The sequence below is a fragment of the Halomonas profundus genome (genome assembly GCF_020865425.1).
GTDB classification, from domain to species: Bacteria; Pseudomonadota; Gammaproteobacteria; order Pseudomonadales; family Halomonadaceae; genus Vreelandella; species Vreelandella titanicae.
The window spans coordinates 3457010-3473537 of sequence record NZ_CP086344.1; the positions used below are offsets into that span (position 1 = coordinate 3457010).

19 protein-coding genes and 1 riboswitch are annotated in these 16528 nt (G+C 54.0%); of the genes, 6 read left to right on the top strand and 13 right to left on the bottom strand.

The window, feature by feature from the left end:
- Positions 1 to 6 precede the first annotated feature (6 nt).
- Positions 7 to 432 (bottom strand): VOC family protein, encoded by a 426-nt coding sequence (locus LMS44_RS15810; protein ID WP_022522552.1) that lies wholly within the window; start codon positions 430 to 432, stop codon positions 7 to 9.
- 134 nt (positions 433 to 566) lie between these two features.
- On the opposite strand from LMS44_RS15810, the gene LMS44_RS15815 reads away from it, so the two are divergent.
- Together LMS44_RS15815 and LMS44_RS15820 are read left to right on the top strand one after the other, a co-directional pair.
- A complete protein-coding gene (locus LMS44_RS15815) occupies positions 567 to 1451 on the top strand; it encodes a LysR family transcriptional regulator (protein WP_027960047.1) in 885 nt (294 codons plus the stop codon).
- Between the two features lie 32 nt (positions 1452 to 1483).
- The gene (locus LMS44_RS15820; protein ID WP_022522550.1) at positions 1484 to 1717 is read left to right on the top strand and encodes a DUF3820 family protein; all 234 of its coding nucleotides are present in this window, start codon (positions 1484 to 1486) and stop codon (positions 1715 to 1717) included.
- Here the strand turns inward: LMS44_RS15820 and LMS44_RS15825 are convergent.
- A complete protein-coding gene (locus LMS44_RS15825; protein WP_035538246.1) occupies positions 1714 to 2073 on the bottom strand; it encodes a hypothetical protein in 360 nt (119 codons plus the stop codon). The two genes, LMS44_RS15820 and LMS44_RS15825, sit on opposite strands and share 4 nt — an antisense overlap.
- A gap of 127 nt (positions 2074 to 2200) precedes the next feature.
- Between LMS44_RS15825 and LMS44_RS15830 the strand changes: the two genes are divergently transcribed.
- Positions 2201 to 2968, top strand: a complete 768-nt coding sequence (locus LMS44_RS15830; RefSeq protein ID WP_159177100.1) for a DUF1499 domain-containing protein — start codon at positions 2201 to 2203, stop codon at positions 2966 to 2968.
- A 29-nt stretch (positions 2969 to 2997) separates the two neighbouring features.
- Here LMS44_RS15830 and LMS44_RS15835 read toward each other — a convergent pair whose 3' ends face one another.
- The 5 genes from LMS44_RS15835 to LMS44_RS15855 all read right to left on the bottom strand — a co-directional run bounded on the left by LMS44_RS15835 (position 2998) and on the right by LMS44_RS15855 (position 8380).
- Complete coding sequence (locus LMS44_RS15835) at positions 2998 to 3360, bottom strand: ribbon-helix-helix domain-containing protein (RefSeq protein ID WP_027960044.1); 363 nt, start codon at positions 3358 to 3360, stop codon at positions 2998 to 3000.
- Positions 3361 to 3499: 139 nt separating this feature from the next.
- Entirely contained in the window at positions 3500 to 4069 is a 570-nt protein-coding gene (locus LMS44_RS15840; protein ID WP_022522546.1) for a DJ-1/PfpI family protein, read from the bottom strand.
- 111 nt (positions 4070 to 4180) lie between these two features.
- Complete coding sequence (locus LMS44_RS15845) at positions 4181 to 6280, bottom strand: methyl-accepting chemotaxis protein (protein ID WP_009288225.1); 2100 nt, start codon at positions 6278 to 6280, stop codon at positions 4181 to 4183.
- Between the two features lie 45 nt (positions 6281 to 6325).
- Complete coding sequence (locus LMS44_RS15850) at positions 6326 to 7447, bottom strand: ABC transporter substrate-binding protein (protein ID WP_236557326.1); 1122 nt, start codon at positions 7445 to 7447, stop codon at positions 6326 to 6328.
- A 318-nt stretch (positions 7448 to 7765) separates the two neighbouring features.
- Positions 7766 to 8380, bottom strand: a complete 615-nt coding sequence (locus tag LMS44_RS15855) for a flavin reductase family protein (protein ID WP_476488373.1) — start codon at positions 8378 to 8380, stop codon at positions 7766 to 7768.
- A 122-nt stretch (positions 8381 to 8502) separates the two neighbouring features.
- Between LMS44_RS15855 and LMS44_RS15860 the strand changes: the two genes are divergently transcribed.
- The 3 genes from LMS44_RS15860 (at position 8503) to LMS44_RS15870 (ending at position 10278) form a co-directional block, all read left to right on the top strand.
- On the top strand, positions 8503 to 9450 hold the full coding sequence (locus LMS44_RS15860) for a D-2-hydroxyacid dehydrogenase family protein (protein ID WP_159177102.1): 948 nt from the start codon (positions 8503 to 8505) through the stop codon (positions 9448 to 9450).
- Between the two features lie 181 nt (positions 9451 to 9631).
- The gene (gene arfB / locus LMS44_RS15865; protein ID WP_027960041.1) at positions 9632 to 10048 is read left to right on the top strand and encodes an alternative ribosome rescue aminoacyl-tRNA hydrolase ArfB; all 417 of its coding nucleotides are present in this window, start codon (positions 9632 to 9634) and stop codon (positions 10046 to 10048) included.
- Entirely contained in the window at positions 10048 to 10278 is a 231-nt protein-coding gene (locus LMS44_RS15870; RefSeq protein ID WP_159177103.1) for a DUF1289 domain-containing protein, read from the top strand. Before arfB ends, LMS44_RS15870 begins: the two co-directional genes overlap by 1 nt.
- Here the strand turns inward: LMS44_RS15870 and LMS44_RS15875 are convergent.
- The 6 genes from LMS44_RS15875 to LMS44_RS15900 all read right to left on the bottom strand — a co-directional run bounded on the left by LMS44_RS15875 (position 10245) and on the right by LMS44_RS15900 (position 16454).
- Positions 10245 to 11309, bottom strand: a complete 1065-nt coding sequence (locus LMS44_RS15875; protein ID WP_201304233.1) for a proline racemase family protein — start codon at positions 11307 to 11309, stop codon at positions 10245 to 10247. The two genes, LMS44_RS15870 and LMS44_RS15875, sit on opposite strands and share 34 nt — an antisense overlap.
- 11 nt (positions 11310 to 11320) lie before the next feature.
- Complete coding sequence (locus LMS44_RS15880; RefSeq protein WP_159177104.1) at positions 11321 to 12499, bottom strand: alcohol dehydrogenase catalytic domain-containing protein; 1179 nt, start codon at positions 12497 to 12499, stop codon at positions 11321 to 11323.
- A 45-nt stretch (positions 12500 to 12544) separates the two neighbouring features.
- A complete protein-coding gene (locus tag LMS44_RS15885) occupies positions 12545 to 13123 on the bottom strand; it encodes an NnrU family protein (RefSeq protein ID WP_009288219.1) in 579 nt (192 codons plus the stop codon).
- Positions 13124 to 13300: 177 nt separating this feature from the next.
- On the bottom strand, positions 13301 to 14269 hold the full coding sequence (gene corA / locus LMS44_RS15890) for a magnesium/cobalt transporter CorA (RefSeq protein ID WP_022522538.1): 969 nt from the start codon (positions 14267 to 14269) through the stop codon (positions 13301 to 13303).
- On the bottom strand, positions 14241 to 15653 hold the full coding sequence (locus LMS44_RS15895; protein ID WP_159177105.1) for a sodium:solute symporter family transporter: 1413 nt from the start codon (positions 15651 to 15653) through the stop codon (positions 14241 to 14243). The genes corA and LMS44_RS15895 overlap by 29 nt, the downstream gene beginning before the upstream one ends.
- Positions 15643 to 15748: riboswitch (TPP riboswitch) on the bottom strand. Its footprint overlaps the gene before it by 11 nt.
- A gap of 124 nt (positions 15749 to 15872) precedes the next feature.
- Positions 15873 to 16454, bottom strand: a complete 582-nt coding sequence (locus LMS44_RS15900; RefSeq protein WP_027960035.1) for a peroxidase-related enzyme — start codon at positions 16452 to 16454, stop codon at positions 15873 to 15875.
- Positions 16455 to 16528 lie beyond the last annotated feature (74 nt).

Sequence of the window (16528 nt, forward strand, 5' to 3'; positions counted from 1 at the left end):
CAGGGCTTATTTAGCAAACACCTGACTCATATCTTTAAACGCCTTGAACTCCAGGGCATTTCCGCAGGGGTCGAGCAGAAACATGGTGGCCTGCTCACCTACTTCGCCTTTAAAGCGAATATACGGCTCGATCACAAACTGCGTATCGCGCGATTTCAAGCGCTCGGCCAGGGCTTCCCACTCGTCCCACGCTAATATTACGCCAAAGTGCGGCACCGGGACGTTGTGCCCATCTACCGGATTAGTGTGGGCGCTCTCTTGCCCCGGCGTTTTGGGCTGCTCATGAATGACCAGTTGGTGGCCAAAGAAATTAAAGTCGACCCACTGCTCGCTGGAACGCCCCTCTTCCAGGCCAAACACATCATTATAAAACGCTCGCGCCAGCGCCACATCGTAAACGGGAATCGCCAGATGGAAGGGTGAAAGGCTCATGGTCATTCTCCACATTATTGGGTTTTATGAGGGTTAGCGGGCACTTTATGCAGCCCCGCTGTATTAATCCTAGGGCCGCTCATGGGAAAATAAAATCAATAACTATTTAGCTGATTCACAAAAAGGATTGATCAATGATCCGTGAGCTAAAAACGCTGATTGCGGTAGCACAGGAAGGCACCTTTGCCGCAGCGGGCAATAAAATTGGCCTGACTCAAGCGGCGGTAAGCGCACAAATGAAACGCCTCGAGGAAGAGTTGGGTATCCCACTGTTTGAGCGTAAAGGGCGTGCCGCCATCTTGACGCAGCGTGGGCAGGAAACGTTAAAGCAAGCTCATGCACTGCTCACCCTCTACAGCACGCTGGGTGCGACGACTGCAGGCCAAGCCACCACTCAACGGGTCAACATTGGGGCCATCGCGTCCATACAGCGCTCGCTACTGCCCGATGCGCTGGCGCGCTTTCATCACGCCTATAGCGAATGCCGCACCCGCGTGGTGCCTGGGCTCTCCATGGAGCTGGTGAATCAAGTCGACGCTGGGGAACTGGATATGGCGGTGATTATTCGCCCGCCCTTTTCACTGCACAGCGATTTACGCTGGACGCCCCTTGCCCACGAGCCATTTCGTTTAATCGTGCCGCGCCATATTGAGGGCGATCACTGGCAGGAGCTGATCGCCCGCCAGCCGTTTGTCCGCTACGACCGTGCTTCCTTTGGGGGACGGCAGGTCGAACGCTTTCTACGCGACAATCACTGCAATGTACGTGAAGTATGCGAAGTGGATGAACTGGAGGCCATCGTTAAACTGGTCGCCAAAGGGGTAGGCGTTGCTCTGGTGCCCCAAGCGATTGCGCAGCAACGCTGGCCAGCGGAAGTGCGTGCGATTGATTTAGGTGAACGCACCTTTCACCGTGATGTCGGGCTAATTCACCCCAGTAGCGGCCATTTGAGCGAACCCGCCCGGGCGCTGGCCCAACTGATTGGCGAAATCGCCCAGCGGCCTGATAATGGCGCCTAAAACGTTTCGTTACATATCAAAGGAGTAAATGCATGAAACCAGAGGATCTGGAAAAGCTAGTGACGCGTACCATGCCCTTTGGCAAGTATGAGGGTCGGCTTATCGCTGACCTTCCCGGCCCTTATTTAAACTGGTTCGCTCGGGAGGGGTTTCCCTCCGGGGAAATTGGCCAACTGCTGCATCTGATGCACGAAATTGATCATAATGGGCTTGGCCCGTTGCTTGACCCACTGCGAAAAACGCCTAGCCAGCGTGGCGAAACTTAAGGCTGAGCGTTTTTATCTGCGTTCTCACGCTCGTCAAGGGCACCCTGAAACTCAGCGCGATAAGCGGCCTCGTGCTGTGCGGTATCCGCAGGAAAGCGGCCTAAGGTGACGGCTAGTTCAAAAAAGCCAGCCGCAGGTAAACCACCGCCTCGCCGGCTGACCACCAGTGCTGCGATGAAAGGCTTCTGCTGTGCGGCATCTTCGCGCATTAACTGCTCTAACGCCTGAGTGACTTGAGCGATAGTCCGCGGCGGTGTGAGCGCTAGCGCGCTAGCCACCTGCTGATATGTCATTGGCAGGGCGTCACGTGGTGCGCTGAGCAATAGCTGGCGAAGAGCGGCTACGTTATCGGTCATATATATCCTATCGTCAGGGTTTAACACGTTCACATTGCCCATTGACCCAGTGTTTGTGCTAAGAAGTCTCTGTGTTAAGAAGCATCCATGCTAAGAATAGCGAAATACGCTGTGATAAGGAGAGAACATGGTAACGCGACTAACAACGGTACGCCCTCGTGGAGGCCGTTGGCCAAACGTGCTGGCTGGCTTAGCCATTTTGCTGCTAGCGGTGGCGGCCCTAATGATGGCGGGTTCCGGGCCTGCTTATCGGGGCGAATTTATCAGCCTAGGCGAGGCGTTCAACTTACTCCGTAACGGCGTTTATGCCGCTGGAGGAGCAGTCGCGGTCAGTATTGTCACGCTACTGTTTAGTCTGCTGGCTCGTCGCTCTAGGCCCGCCTTAATAGCCACGCTGGTTATCGTCGCCGCTGCTGTACTGCTTTACGTACCCTGGCAGCATTGGCAACGCGCTCAACAAGTGCCCGCGATTCACGACATCACCACCGATACGCAGAACCCTCCTGTCTTTGAAGCGTTAGCTGACGCACGAGAAGCGGCGCCTAACGCGGTTGACTACCCGGGCGATGCCACCGCTCAGCAGCAGCAAGCAGCCTACCCTTATATCAAGCCGCTGGTCTTGGACGAGGCCCCACAAATGGTACTCGCTGCCGCACAAGCTGAGGCCGAAGAGGCTGGCTGGCGGATCGCACGAATTACCGACAACCACATAGAAGCCACCGCGACCACGCGCTGGTTTGGCTTTGAGGATGATGTGGTCATTCGCCTAACCGAGCTTGAGAACGGAGTACAGGTGGATATGCGCTCGGCATCACGTCTGGGTGCCAGCGACGTGGGCACCAACGCAGCGCGTATTGAAAAATTTTTAACGGCGCTGGAAGCGCGACTTGAGTGACCGCTTCAATAACGCCTTACTCACTCCCGTCAATGCAATGGATCACGTCTATTGCCGCCCTCGCGAGCTAAAATTTGCTCAGCATCCAGGGTGGCGATAGGCACTTGATGCTGGGTAGGAATATCACCCGTCAATTGAAGCGCCTGATAACGCAGAGCGCAAACGCGTAAAAACGAGGTAAAGTTACCCAAATCGTGCCCGGCATCGATAGATTCATGATAAAGCCGAGTAATCATTTGGGCCGTGTTCATTCCATCACGCTGGGCAATCTCTTCGAGAATGTGCCAGAAGTAATTTTCCATTCGCACGCTGGTAACCATGCCATCGATACGCAGCGAGTGTGTCGCACTGCGCCACAGCTCTGGGTCGGCTTGAATAAACAGTTTACACATAGGCTGTCTCTCGGGGTGTTCGTAACCACACGCATTATCAGGAATCCTCTGATTAGAGCATAGCGGCAATTATTGGCACAGCAAACAAGAGCGCCCAGCGGGTGCTGGGCGCAAATTTCGTTAGGTTAGTGGGCCAAGCTCACTTATTCAGTAGCGCCATAAACTGCGCCAGCCAGGCTGGGTGGGCAGGCCATGCGGGGGCGGTGACCAGGTTGCCATCGGTTACCGCATCGGTCACTTCCAGGTTGGCAAAGTGGCCACCCGCAAGCTCTACTTCCGGCTGGCAGGCCGGGTAAGCGGAGCACTGCTTCCCTTCCAGTACTTTTGCAGCGGCTAATAGCTGAGCGCCGTGGCAAATCGCCGCCACGGGTTTATTGGTCTCAAAAAAGTGCTGAACCATGGTTAGCACCTCTTTGTTCAAACGAAGATATTCAGGTGCACGTCCACCAGGCACTACCAAGGCATCGTAATCGGCGGGATTAATGCTGGCAAAATCGGCATTCAGGGCAAAACGGTGGCCGGGCTTTTCGGAATAGGTTTGATCGCCTTCGAAGTCATGAATCGCCGTCGCCACAGTATCGCCCGAGGCTTTCCCGGGGCAAACTGCATCGACACGATGGCCGACTGCCATAAGTGCCTGAAATGGCACCATGGTTTCATAATCTTCAGTGAAATCGCCGGTGATCATTAAAATGCGCTTGCTGCTCATCTCAGTGCTCCTCTTGGTTATCTTATGGTTATTGATCGAGTGTTTGAGCACACGCAGGGCGTGTTAGATGAGACTAGCAAGCGCTTTCCGACAATAGGTAGTAATTGCTTACTACTGAGTCACTTTCTCCTGCTGCGGAAGCGCTAGATGCCGTTGCCCTGCCGCGTCGCCGACCCGAAAGCGCCCTACCAGTGAATGCATATCACCGGCACGATCATCCAGCGTATGGCTGGCAGTCGTCGCTTCTTGCACCAAGCGGGCGTTCTGGTGTGTCACCTGATCCAGCTGCGAAATTGCCTGGTTGATCTGATCAATACCAGCAGATTGCTCATGGGTCGCCCCAGCAATCTCGGTAACATAGCGCGTCACCTCTCCCAGGCTATCAATGATTTCCTGCAGGTGTTTGCTTGAGGCGTTTACCAGTTGCTCACCCTCGCTTACCTTGGCGACACTGTCGTCTACCAAATGACGAATTTGGGCCGCTTCATCGGCGCTACGTCCCGCTAATTTGCGCACTTCTTGGGCCACTACGGCAAACCCACGGCCCTGCTCACCCGCTCGCGCCGCTTCAACAGAAGCGTTGAGCGCCAGCAAGTTGGTTTGAAAAGCGATATCGTCAATGGCTTTGATGATCGAGGTAATCTTTTCGCTCGCCTCGCGGATATCACCCATTGCCGCCGTGGTGCGCGTTGATACCTCACCAGCGGCACGGGCGCGCTGATCAACATTACCGCTAGCGTCTTTGGCTTGGTCAGCGTAATCAGCGGTCTGTTTCACCGTGGCCGTGATCTGTTCGAGGCTTGAAGCCGTTTCCGCCAACGATGCTGCCTGCTGGTCAGTACGCTGGGAGAGGTTTTCATTACCGGCGGCAATTTGGCGGCTGCTGGCCGCGATGGCTTCGGCACTTTCACGAATTTGTGCCACCATGCCTTCAAAAGTATTCATCATGTTGTTAAACGCTTGGGCAGTTTGGCCCACTTCATCATTGCGCTTAAGCTCTAGTCGCTTAGAAAGGTCAGCGTTTTCCCCTGCGGCTCCGCTGATGTTTTCCATTTGCTGGCGCATCGCCACTAGCGGGCCCAATACACGCACCATGGTACGCCAGCCAAAGATGGCAAGCAGCGCGATGACCGCCAGAGTAACCATAATCAGCAGTGAACGCCCGGCGTTGGCTAATGCTTCGGCCTGGGTCGCGGCGCTGTCCGCCTGAGCCACGGTAAATGCCTCCACGTCGCTCAGCGCCGTGCGCATCTGCGCCATGGCTTGGGCAACATTAGTGAGCGCCGCTTGCACCTGGGCGTTTAACTCTAACTGCTGTAAACGCAGCTCATAGACAGCGTTGTCATCGGATACCATCAACCCATCCAGCTCTACGATGACATCGTCTAGATCACTGATTTGCGCGCGCTGGTCTACTTCGGTGCTAGGCGCGTCGGCGATCGCCGCCAGTGATTGGCGAGCTAGACCCACCTGCTGGGCAATTTCATTGTGACGCAAATTGACCAGCGCATCGACGCTAGTCGTTTGCATCATCTGGCGGCCAAGATCTGACAGCTGCGCTAATGCCATGCGCGCATTGCCGCTCAGGCGTCCGATGTCCGCTTGCGCGGTAAACATATTGTCGAGCAATTGGGTCGGTAACGTGGTCATGCCATCTTCGCGCCAGGCTTCCACTAACTCGCGCTGTTCACGGTCACTGCGAACCTGTGCTAGCGCCGTCCGCCCGGCAATATCTTCGGCACTTAGTATTACTTGAGAAATAAGCGCTTGCATTGCACTGATGCGCTCAGCCATCTGGGTTTGTAGGCTCAGCTCTTCGCGGCGTACGGCTTCCAGCGCCGTATCTCCTTCCAGCAATGCTTGATAGTGGCTATCCAGCTCACTCAACCCTTGCGCTTGATCAACCCCATGGAGGCCTTGCCGTGCATCATTAAAACGCTCATCCAGTGCCGCTTGAGAGGTGGTCTCATCTAGATCAGTCACGCTTTCTGCGGCAAGCAAATCCGCATGGCGTTGACCAAATGCCCCCATGGTAAGCACCATGCCCATGCTGGCATCCTGAAGCGGCAATACTTCATTGGTAATATAACGCTGTGAGTCGATTAGCCGTTGGTTGGTCGTCCAACCGGTTGCCGCCAGCACCACAGCGCCTAGCACTGCGGCTAAGAACAGGCTGATCAACATCGCTCGAATACTTAAGGTTTTTTTCATTATCTGTTTTCACTTGTGTCAGGGGACAGACAGGTAACGTAAGCTTTAGGGCAACAGGCTTGCCCATTCCACCGACTCGAAACGGCCGTTTTTAATAATGGTTGGCCATACCGCATCACTGGCTTGATGGTCATTTGGCCCCAAGCTCAACGGCTCTTCCAAACCAATATCAACCGAGCCCAACCCAAGCAGACCATCCACAATCGCCTCACGGTCAGGGTTAGCACCGGCCGCTCTTACGCCCTCAACAAAGAGTTTTGCCGCCAAATAACCTTCCAGGGAAATAAAGTCAGGTTCACTACCACGGGCATGGGTTTCCAACGCTTTGCGGTAGGCCTCAACGGCGGGCAGGTCGGCATTTAGCGGGGGGACGACTTGGGTAATAATGACACCTTCCGCCAGATCGCCAAGTTCATCCATAAGTGCTTGGCTGCCCACAAAAGAAACGTTCAGAAATAGCGTATCAGGTAGGTCATTTTTCGCTTCGCGAATGAAGTCCGCTGCAGGGCCGTAAGTACCGACGATGATAACGGCGCGTGGTGTTACCGGCGCTTCCAGAATGGTCGCTAAGCCCTGGTGAATATTACGTGTACCGCGAGTAAAGCGGCCATGAGCCAGTGCCGCGATATTGTCGACGCCATGGGCAGTTAATGCCTGGGTGGCGCCATTGTATCCTGCATCGCCAAAGCTATCGTTCTGCGTAAAGAAGGCGATCTCCTCGGGCAAAACACCTGCCTCCAACAGCCCGTCCACCATGGCGGCGGTTTCTTGTACATAGCTTGCCCGGTAGTTAATCACGTAGCGGTCAGGCGGCGTCTTGCGCAGCACACCCGCGCCAGTAAAAGCGCCATACAGCAGCGTTTCATATTCGTTAAAGATGGGAATAGTAACGGTGGCCGTCGGAGTGCCGACATTTCCGATCGCCGCGAGCACTTCATCCTCTTGAATCAACTGTCGGGTATTACTGGCGGCCTGCAGCGGTTTGTACTGATCATCCCGGGCAATTAACGCCAGGGTTTCACCATTAACCCCGCCTGCCTCGTTGACTTCGGCAAAGTAGGTCTCGATACCTTTTTGCATACCCAATCCTAGCGGTGCGGCCCCACCGCTGGAAGGAGCAACAATACCGAAACTCAGTTCTGCCTGCGCAAGAAGTGGAACAAACATTCCCACTGCTAATGCTATATTCAATAAGTATTTTCTTAATAAGACCTTTTGTGACAAGGCTTTTATTAACAACCCGATTCCCAATCGTTGCATTGATCTGCTCCTTGCTGGCTAGATCACTTCCCCACTACATAAATGGCAATATCGAATACGTGCAATGGTTAACACCGCACGCGTTCGAAATCACCAACCAGTTCTTATCTCTATCGGCGGGAGGATATACGACTAAAGATTAATTATCGTCGGTTGCTAAGTAACAAATATTACTTAGATTGTAACAGTTGATATCACACCCGCCATTAGCGCAAAATTATGCTTTTAAGCAGGTCTTTCGATGGCGAAACGGTCACTGATACGGATGTAATCACTGCCTGCAAGCCGACCAACAGGTTTGAGTCGATCCATATCTACATGGCGACCATCCCACAGCGAATCGTCAATATGGATGGAGACAACCTGAGCCAGCACCAAAGTACCTGCTAGCGGCTGGTCACCAAAGCTAATCATATCGAATAGTTTGCAACCAAACGCCACGGGAGCGTTGGCAATGCGTGGCACGCTGACCCCAGGCATCTCAGCTTTTTCAAGGTCGGCCAGCGCAAACTCATCCTCTCCTGGCGGCAAGCTGGCGCTAGTGGTATTGAGCGCTTCTATCAACCCTTCACTACCCACATGTACGACACATTCAGGTACTTCTTTTAAATTGCGCACGGTATCTTTAAGTTCGCCGCTACCATTCAGCAGTGGAGAAAACGCCAGCACCGGTGGATTCACGCTGACCACGTTAAAAAAGGAAAATGGCGCCAAATTGGTATTTCCTTGCTTATTCTGGGTAGACACCCAGGCAATAGGCCGGGGGCAAACAGTGCCCGACAGCAACCGATAAATAACCCCTGGGCTTAGTGGGGAATCATCCAATAGGTAGTTGCTCATTTTTGACTCCTGAGTAATGGGTTTAGGCGTATTATCAACCTATAACAGCTATCACTTTACAACAGCATTGCCAGCATAGACGCGTTTTACAAACATATGCTGCCCAACAAGGAACCGATTCAATGAAAATTGTCATTGCTGATGATTATCAGGACTGTGTGCGCAGTTTAGACGCTTTCAAGCAGCTAGAAGGCCAAGAGGTAACGGTTTATCACGATACGCTTACTGACCTGGATGCATTGAGCGCGCGCTTTCAGGATGCCGAGGCGTTGGTACTCATCCGTGAACGCACGCCTATCACGGCCGCCCTGCTTGAACGCTTGCCCAACCTGAAAGTCATTAGCCAAACGGGTGGCGGTGCAGCGCACGTGGATATGGAGGCTTGCCGCCGTCATGGCATCACTGTCATGACGGGAACTGGCTCGCCCTATGCTGCGGCAGAACTAACCTGGGGCTTGGTGCTTGCCGCGATGCGCCATATACCCGCAGAGGTCGAGAACCTGAAAGCGGGCCGTTGGCAGCGTACCTTAGGCACGGGCCTTAAAGGCCGCACCCTAGGCATTTTTGGCTATGGCAAAATCGGCAGCTTAGTCGCGCGCTATGGCCAGGCATTTGAAATGAACGTTTTGGTGTGGGGAAGAGAAGGTACCCGCCAGCGCGCTTCAGATGCTGGACTAGAGGTAGCCAAAAATCAGGCCGATTTGTTCCAGCGTGCGGATGTACTCAGCCTACACCTTCGGTTAAACGACGATACTCGCGGTATCGTCAACGCTGAAACCCTCGACCAGATGAAGCCCACATCTCTGTTGGTGAATACCAGCCGTTCTCAGCTAGTGGCACCTGGGGCGCTGGAAAGAGCACTAAAAGCCGGGCGACCCGGTCAAGCTGCGGTAGACGTATTCGATGCAGAACCTGTATTCGAAAACTCACTGCTGGGACTGTCCAATCTGGTCGCCACACCACACCTTGGCTATGTGGAAAAGGATAGCTACGAGCTCTACTTTGGCGATGCGTTTAGTAACCTGCTGGCCTACATTAATGGTCAGCCAGTCAACAATCTAGCTGGCTAACCGGGCGCGCTAAAACGTGGGCTAAACATCAGGGCTGCAAGCGCCCCATAGTCTCATCAGGCTGGTAGCCCACACATTCGCGAGCTGAAACTCTCTCCCACAAGTGCTGAAAGCCCTCCTTCGTCTCAGGTGTGTCAATTGTGCTAGCCTTATGGGTTCACGAGTAACACAGGGGCCATTAATGCTCACCATTTCTAGCAATGTTACCCTGGCTGATTGGGAGATTGATATTAGCCAGATTCGCGCCCAAGGCGCGGGCGGCCAGAACGTCAATAAAGTCGCTTCAGCGGTACATCTGCGCTTCGATATTCTTAGCTCAACACTGCCACCGCTGTACAAAGAGCGCTTAATGGCGCTGTCCGATCAGCGCATCAGTAAAGAGGGCGTGGTGATTATTAAAGCCCAGAGCCATCGTAAGCTTGAGCTGAATAAAGAGGATGCGTTGGCACGCTTAAAAGAACTGATACAGAGTGCCACCAAGCAGCAAAAAGCACGCCGTGCCACTAAGCCCACCAAAGGTTCACAGCGACGCCGCGTCGATCACAAAACCCGTAAGGGCAAAATTAAATCGCTGCGCGGTAAGGTCTCGGCATCTTAATGACTAAAGACGCCGCACCTCCTGCTCAGCGCCCCCTTTCGCCCTGCATACAAATCTGTCAGATTGAACCAACAACATCGGTGTGCGAAGGGTGTGGTCGCACGCTGGATGAAATTGCGGTTTGGGGCAGCATGACCGAGGCCGAAAAGACCCCGGTATGGGAACGCTTAATAGCCGAAGGCTATGTTTCTAACGGCTATGTTTCTAAAGGCAGGGCTTCCGGCGAGTGACGGTCGCGCAAGATATGGTGTAGCTCGCCACACGCGACCATCGGGTCATCACAGTTAATCACAATATCCGAGTGGGCCAATACATAGCTGCGGCCAGTAATGGTATTTTCCACTACCTGGTAAGCCCCTTCCTGATGGGTGCCAATGAAGGTGCCGATAAACCCCGTCTCACGCAGTGACACCGTCTCTAGCTTATCACCTACATTCAAACGCCCTTCGTAGTTCATTAGCGCTAGACGTGCCGAGGTGCCGGTGCCCGTTGTGCTGCGGCAAATAACGCCTGGATGAACGTAGGTCGTTGACCGTGAACGTGTATACCCCTCCCCTATCTCCTCTTCAGGCCCCATAAAGTGCAAAAATGGCAGAGGCCCCACATCGCCCAGAGTGTAGTGAGAAAAGCCCCGCTGCGCTTTTATTGCCTCAACAATTTTGTAGGCACACTCTGAAAGTGCGCGCTCCTCATCACGCACCAACTTAAAGCCCAGCTCGGTTGCATCGACCAAGGCGTAAAAGCCACCGCTATAGGCGATCGAATAGGTGACTTCGCCAATCCCCGGCACTTGAATCGTATCGCGATAGGTATCGATATAGCTGGGAAGGCCGCCACAAGTAACCGACTCCACCACACCGTTATGTACCTTCGCTTCGATTTGCACTAGCCCCGCCGGCGCTTCAAGCTTAAAGCGCTGTATGCCTTCCTGCTTGGGCACAATGCCGCTCTCCAGCACGGCCGTGGCGGTACACAGCGTGTTGGAGCCAGAGTAAATAGGGTACCCCATCACTTCCATAATGATGTAACCCGCCACCGCCTCAGGGTGAGTGGCCGGCACCAACAAGTCGACCGACATTTCCGGAATGCCGTAGGGCTCTTCGAGCAGCAGGCGGCGCAAACCGTCGGCGTCATCACGCAGGTACTCCATCTGCTCGCGAACGGTGGCGCCAGGCAGAATATCAATCCCCCCTGTGACGATACGGCTAACGTCACCACCGGCATGAGTGTCCATTAGCTGGATGGTATGAAGGTTATGCACTAGCGGCGCTCCTAAACGGCAGAAGAAGGATTTTCAAGGGCGAACGGCGCACCGTGAGATGCCCACTGAGCATCAGGAACAAGCACAATTTTGCCCAGATAATTGCTGCCCCGGTTAACAAAATAGCGCTCGGCGGCATGCAGGTCAGAAAGCTTAAAAGCGGCGTGAAGTACCGGCTTTAATTCCCCACTGCGAATCCACGCCACCAGCTGTTCGGCCTCTTCGCGGGTGCCATGGGAAACGCCAAATATCTGTACTTGGTAAAGGTACACGCGGGTCCACATCATTTCGCTAAGGTTGCCACCGCTGGCACCAGCAATGGAGAGACGGGGGTAGCTCTTACGCCCCTGCATATCGACAATCATGGTGTCAATAAACAGGTTGGTCATCTCACCGCCGACTAAGTCCATCACCGCATCGATTGGTTTGCCGCCAGTGGTTTCCAGCACCCGGTCAACAAACGTCGGTAGGTCGCCACGATCAATGACCGCTTCTGCGCCTAGTGCTTTGAGCGCCTCGGCTTTATCTAACTGGCTAACGGCATACGGAACCGCTCCCACAATACGGCAGAGCTGAATGAGCGCGGTGCCCACACCGCCACTAGCACCACTGACCAGCACACGCTCGCCAGCACTCACCTTGGCGGCAGTCATCATGTGGTAAGCCGTTTGATAAGAGCACATGCCCATTGAGGCCAATTCAGCGTCGTGAAGCTCGGGGTTGGGCACGTGATAAAACTGATCAGCAGGCACAGCGATATACTCAGCAAAGCCGCCGTCGGCTCCATGGCCATAGTAATCCGGGGTTAGATTAATATCACGGCGTTCATCGGCGTAAATATTAAAATCCAGCAAACCTCGCTGACCAATGCGCTCAGCGTCAACGCCCTCTCCCACCGCCACTATGCGGCCAGCGACGTCGGCGCCTTGAATACGCGGGAAAGTTAAGGTTGGCGTACCTCCCATGGCAAAGGACGTGACATCGCCTTTGTCCTTGGTAGGGTACAGCCCTTCACGCGCTTTGCGATCAGTGTTGTTCTTCGCCGTGGCGGTCACCTGCACCAGCACTTCGCCCGCCTTGGGCTGCGGCGTGGCGACATCCTGATGGTATTCCAGCTTTTCGATACCGCCATGTCCGATCAAAAGCATAGCAGCCATTGTGGTGGGCACCGTGTGTGTTGTCTCGGCCATGGAGTGACTCCTAGGTTGGGCTAACGTCAAACTGCTAAAAATAGATTAGCTAAAAACAGGGACGCCAATCAGTACTGTGTGCAAGTAAAAGGCAAACACCACATACGCTACCAAGCCGACGAGTACGGTAACAATGGTGGCCATTTTATGGGTGCTGACGGGCGCGGGCGGTGCAAGACGGCCACGTTTTTTGGCGGCTTTGAACGCCAGGATAGCCCAGATAAGAAAGGCAGCAAAAAAGATAATATCACCCAAGCGACCGTTGGCCAGCAGGTGAGCAAAAGCCCAGACTTTCACCGCCAGCATCATCGGATGGCCAAGTTTGGCCTTAATCGCGTTATGCGGAATGTATGCCGCCACCAGCATAATAAAGGCCGGCACCATCAGCAGCGCCACCGCATGGCGCATTCCCATTGGCGGGTACCAGATATAGATGGGATCAAGGCGCATCTGGCCAAAACCGTATATAGCAATGGCCAGGCCAACGATGGATACCGCCGAATAGGCGACTTTCCAAGTGGTTTCGCCATGTTTCGCAATCTGCTGCTGACGCCAGTTTTCAGCAAAGATACGTACAGAGTGGCTGCCTAAAAAAATCAGCAGCCCGATAATCATAATCGTCATGGAACAACTCCCAGTGAAAACGCTAGTCGACGGCTTTATGCCTTATAGTCTTGGTCGCTGGAGAGGATGCCACACTCAGCCACCGACCACCTATGCATGGGTCAACTTTTTGTTTCCTGGAGTCGTTCTATGGGGAGACTAAACCCCGTCCTTAAAACCTGTCCTTAAAACCTGTCCTTAAAACCAATGCTTGCGCTTAAATAGCCAAATCATGACACCCGCAATACCCAACATGGCTCCCCAGACAAAAAAGTAGCCATACTGATAACGCAGCTCGGGCATATTTTCGAAGTTCATACCGTAAATCCCGGCAATAAACGTGAGCGGCACAAAAATCGCGGTAATCACCGTGAGCACCCGCATGGTGATATTTAGCTGGTGGGAGGAAATAGAGATATAGCCATCGATTAGGTCACCGCAAATGTCGTAGTACATTTGGGTCAATGTGTAGAGGCGTTCGAAGCGATCCGCTACATCGTTGATGGCGTGCAGGGTTTCGCTCTCTTCCCGCGGTAAATGCTCATAGTCATAAGCGGTGAGTTCTTGGGTAATCCCCTGGTGGTAGCTAAAGATGCGGCGCATTTTAACCAGCCGGGAACGGTAAGTGATGATCTTGCGCATTAGCACATCATTACCATTTTCCAGCAGTTCGTCTTCCAGATCGCTTAACGCCGTTTCGAACTCAAGCAGGCTATCGATATAAAAGCCCGCAGAAATATACATCACCCGCAGCGCGACATGTTCCGGCGAATGGGCCAGCAAGGCTTTACCGTGCTCGTTGAATAGCCGTTCTATGGAGAGCGCTTGGCCGGGATGGAGGGTGACCAGAAATCGCTCCCCCACAAAGAAACAGACCTGTTGAGGCAGATAGTTTAGTTCGGCATCAAAGGAGGAGATGCCACGATAAATAATCAAGGTGTGATTATCAAACTCTTCAATTTTTGGCGGATGGCGCTCTTTGTGGGCATCTTGAATCGCCATGGGGTGAAACTCAAACGCCTCTAAAATCGCCCGCTCGCTTTGTTGGGACTCGCCCTGCATATCGATCCAGATATGGCTGCCAGGCGTCGCCTGCCAGACAGCCAACAGGCTTTCATCCCCCTCGTGGGTCTCACCTTCAGGGGTAGTCAGAAGAGTTCGAATCATGGATGTCCTTGCGAATAGCTAGCGTTAAGTAGGCTAACAGCACACTCACCAGCGTTGAGGCGATTAACGCCCCGACGAATGGCCCCAAGGTAGGGACACTGCCCGGAAAACTGGCGGCCACCATCCCGGCGACCAAGCTTCCTTGGCTTAACCACCCTGGGAGAATGGCACCCAGCAGCCCCGCGATGCCACCTACAATGGCGGCCAGTGGCGTCATTCGTTGCCACAGGCCCAACAGCACAGGTACCACAATGGCAGCACACAGCAGGTCGGCAATCAAAAACAGACGCAGTACTGACAACCCCTGCAAGGCAATTAATACCACCGGTACCATTACTACCACTGTCACCCAGCGGGCAGCCACCAGTGATACGCCCTGCTGCTCGCTGCGCGCGACCACCAACGAGGCAATACCATTTTGCAGCGTATCAACACTGGAGGCCACCAAGGTCACCGCTAATACCAAGGCGGGTAGCGTCAGCCAAACAGGAGCATCACTTAACAGGGCAAAAAATGGCATCGGCGGCTCGCCTAATGGCACACCACTTATCGCGGCCAATACACCCAGACCACCAATCACCATGACGACGACTACCGTCATTGCGCCACCTAACCATGCCCCGCGCCCCAGGCTTTGATCGTCTTGAGCGGCCCACACGCGCTGCCAATAGCCTTGATGGAAGAGATTGGCCGCGGTAACCGCGATCACTAGCGTTAACGCTACGCTGAGCGCACTGGTGATGGGAATGGCAGGAAGCGCAGCCTCGTTGGGAATAGTGGGAAGCCGCCATAGGGCCATGCCACCGACCACACACAGCAGTACCAGTAACAACCACGCCTGCCAACGGTCAGTGGCAAGGCTGGCCCGTAGACCACCTGCCGCAGTATAGATGAGCGTGGTAAGCGCCACGCCAATAATCACCAGTGCGGGGGGCACATCGGAAAGCAGCGCGGTAATGGCGCCAATAGCGGTTAGCTCGGCAGCTAAAAAGCACGCCATATAGGCGATTGATACCAGCGTTACCCAGCGCCTTACACCAGGGCCATAGCACGCTTCGGCAAACTCGGCGATGCTGCGCCCCTCGGGCAGCGCCCGGCGAATCTTCGGCCCATACAGCCCCAAGACGATAAACGGCAGCGCAGAGCCTAATGCATAGCCTGCCAGGGCCAGCGGGCCAACAAAGGCGCCGATTTCAGGAGGAGCAAAGAGAATCCATGCGCCCATGCCGGAGGCAAGGAAGGAGAGCCCCAGGGTAGATGCCGTTTGCGAGTTACGGGCGGTGACATAGTCATCAAGTGGGCCATTCACCCAGCGAGCCCGGAGGCCTAAGTAAGCAAAGCAGCACAGCGCCGCACCAAGCACGGCTAACGTTAGGTAAAGCATGTCGCACTTCCTCCGCCGGTACGAACCGGATCAGGTTCCAGGGTCTGCGTAGCCGCATCTCAGCCCTTTTATGCAGGGCTCCCCTGGCGACAGTGAATGTAGGTGTTTTGCTAAGCGCTTTTTCTAAGTACGTTTTTGGGTACTGTTCGAAGCGCTGTCTCAAGAACTATTCTCAATCAAAATCATAGCTTAGTAAAGTTAAGGTGCGCTGGTCGCCTCTTAGCGAGGCACTCGCCCCATCAGGTAGAACTCCTCATTGGGTGGCGTACCTGCCAGGGTAACCAACCGATTCGACAAGCCAAAAAACGCCGCGATCGCGCCTATATCCCAGCAATCCTCTTGACTAAAGCCTACTTCCAGCAGGCGGGCAAGCCATTCATCAGTCATTTCACCCACATCGATGGCACAGTGCATGGCGAAATCGAGCATCACCCGGTGGCGCTCGCTAATCGGCGCCACCCGATGGTTGATCGCCACTTGGTCAGCGAGTAGCGGGTCTTTACTGTAAATGCGCACCAGTGCCCCGTGAGCAACCACACAATATAGGCAGCGATTACGTGCGCTGGTAGCCACTACAATCATCTCTTTTTCGGCTTTGGTGAGGGTATCTGATTCGCGCTCCATCAACGCATCGTGATAGGCAAAAAAAGCACGAAATTCAGCAGGGCGATGGGCCAACATCAGAAAGACATTGGGCACAAAACCCGCTTTACCCTGAACGGTCAAAATGGTATTGCGAATATCGTCAGGCAGGTCATCCAATGTTTCAGGCACGTTAAAACGACTTAATGATGAAGACATGCTCACCTCTTTCTTGTTAAGTTTAGCCATCTCATAAAAACGGCTTAGCGGTTGTGTAACAAAAAGCTGAATTA

Bases quoted from the DNA above. Each gene is read 5' to 3' on its own strand.
- LMS44_RS15855 (WP_476488373.1), bottom strand. From the start codon at position 8,380: ATGAGCAACTACCTATTGGATGATTCCCCACTAAGCCCAGGGGTTATT.
- LMS44_RS15815 (WP_027960047.1), top strand. From the start codon at position 567: ATGATCCGTGAGCTAAAAACGCTGATTGCGGTAGCACAGGAAGGCACC.
- LMS44_RS15850 (WP_236557326.1), bottom strand. From the start codon at position 7,447: ATGTTTGTTCCACTTCTTGCGCAGGCAGAACTGAGTTTCGGTATTGTT.
- LMS44_RS15845 (WP_009288225.1), bottom strand. From the start codon at position 6,280: ATGAAAAAAACCTTAAGTATTCGAGCGATGTTGATCAGCCTGTTCTTA.
- LMS44_RS15885 (WP_009288219.1), bottom strand. From the start codon at position 13,123: ATGACGATTATGATTATCGGGCTGCTGATTTTTTTAGGCAGCCACTCT.
- LMS44_RS15835 (WP_027960044.1), bottom strand. From the start codon at position 3,360: ATGTGTAAACTGTTTATTCAAGCCGACCCAGAGCTGTGGCGCAGTGCG.
- LMS44_RS15870 (WP_159177103.1), top strand. From the start codon at position 10,048: ATGACTAAAGACGCCGCACCTCCTGCTCAGCGCCCCCTTTCGCCCTGC.
- LMS44_RS15840 (WP_022522546.1), bottom strand. From the start codon at position 4,069: ATGAGCAGCAAGCGCATTTTAATGATCACCGGCGATTTCACTGAAGAT.
- arfB (WP_027960041.1), top strand. From the start codon at position 9,632: ATGCTCACCATTTCTAGCAATGTTACCCTGGCTGATTGGGAGATTGAT.
- LMS44_RS15900 (WP_027960035.1), bottom strand. From the start codon at position 16,454: ATGTCTTCATCATTAAGTCGTTTTAACGTGCCTGAAACATTGGATGAC.
- LMS44_RS15860 (WP_159177102.1), top strand. From the start codon at position 8,503: ATGAAAATTGTCATTGCTGATGATTATCAGGACTGTGTGCGCAGTTTA.
- LMS44_RS15825 (WP_035538246.1), bottom strand. From the start codon at position 2,073: ATGACCGATAACGTAGCCGCTCTTCGCCAGCTATTGCTCAGCGCACCA.
- LMS44_RS15895 (WP_159177105.1), bottom strand. From the start codon at position 15,653: ATGCTTTACCTAACGTTAGCCGTGCTTGGTGCGGCGCTGTGCTGCTTT.
- corA (WP_022522538.1), bottom strand. From the start codon at position 14,269: ATGATTCGAACTCTTCTGACTACCCCTGAAGGTGAGACCCACGAGGGG.
- LMS44_RS15820 (WP_022522550.1), top strand. From the start codon at position 1,484: ATGAAACCAGAGGATCTGGAAAAGCTAGTGACGCGTACCATGCCCTTT.
- LMS44_RS15810 (WP_022522552.1), bottom strand. From the start codon at position 432: ATGAGCCTTTCACCCTTCCATCTGGCGATTCCCGTTTACGATGTGGCG.
- LMS44_RS15830 (WP_159177100.1), top strand. From the start codon at position 2,201: ATGGTAACGCGACTAACAACGGTACGCCCTCGTGGAGGCCGTTGGCCA.
- LMS44_RS15880 (WP_159177104.1), bottom strand. From the start codon at position 12,499: ATGGCCGAGACAACACACACGGTGCCCACCACAATGGCTGCTATGCTT.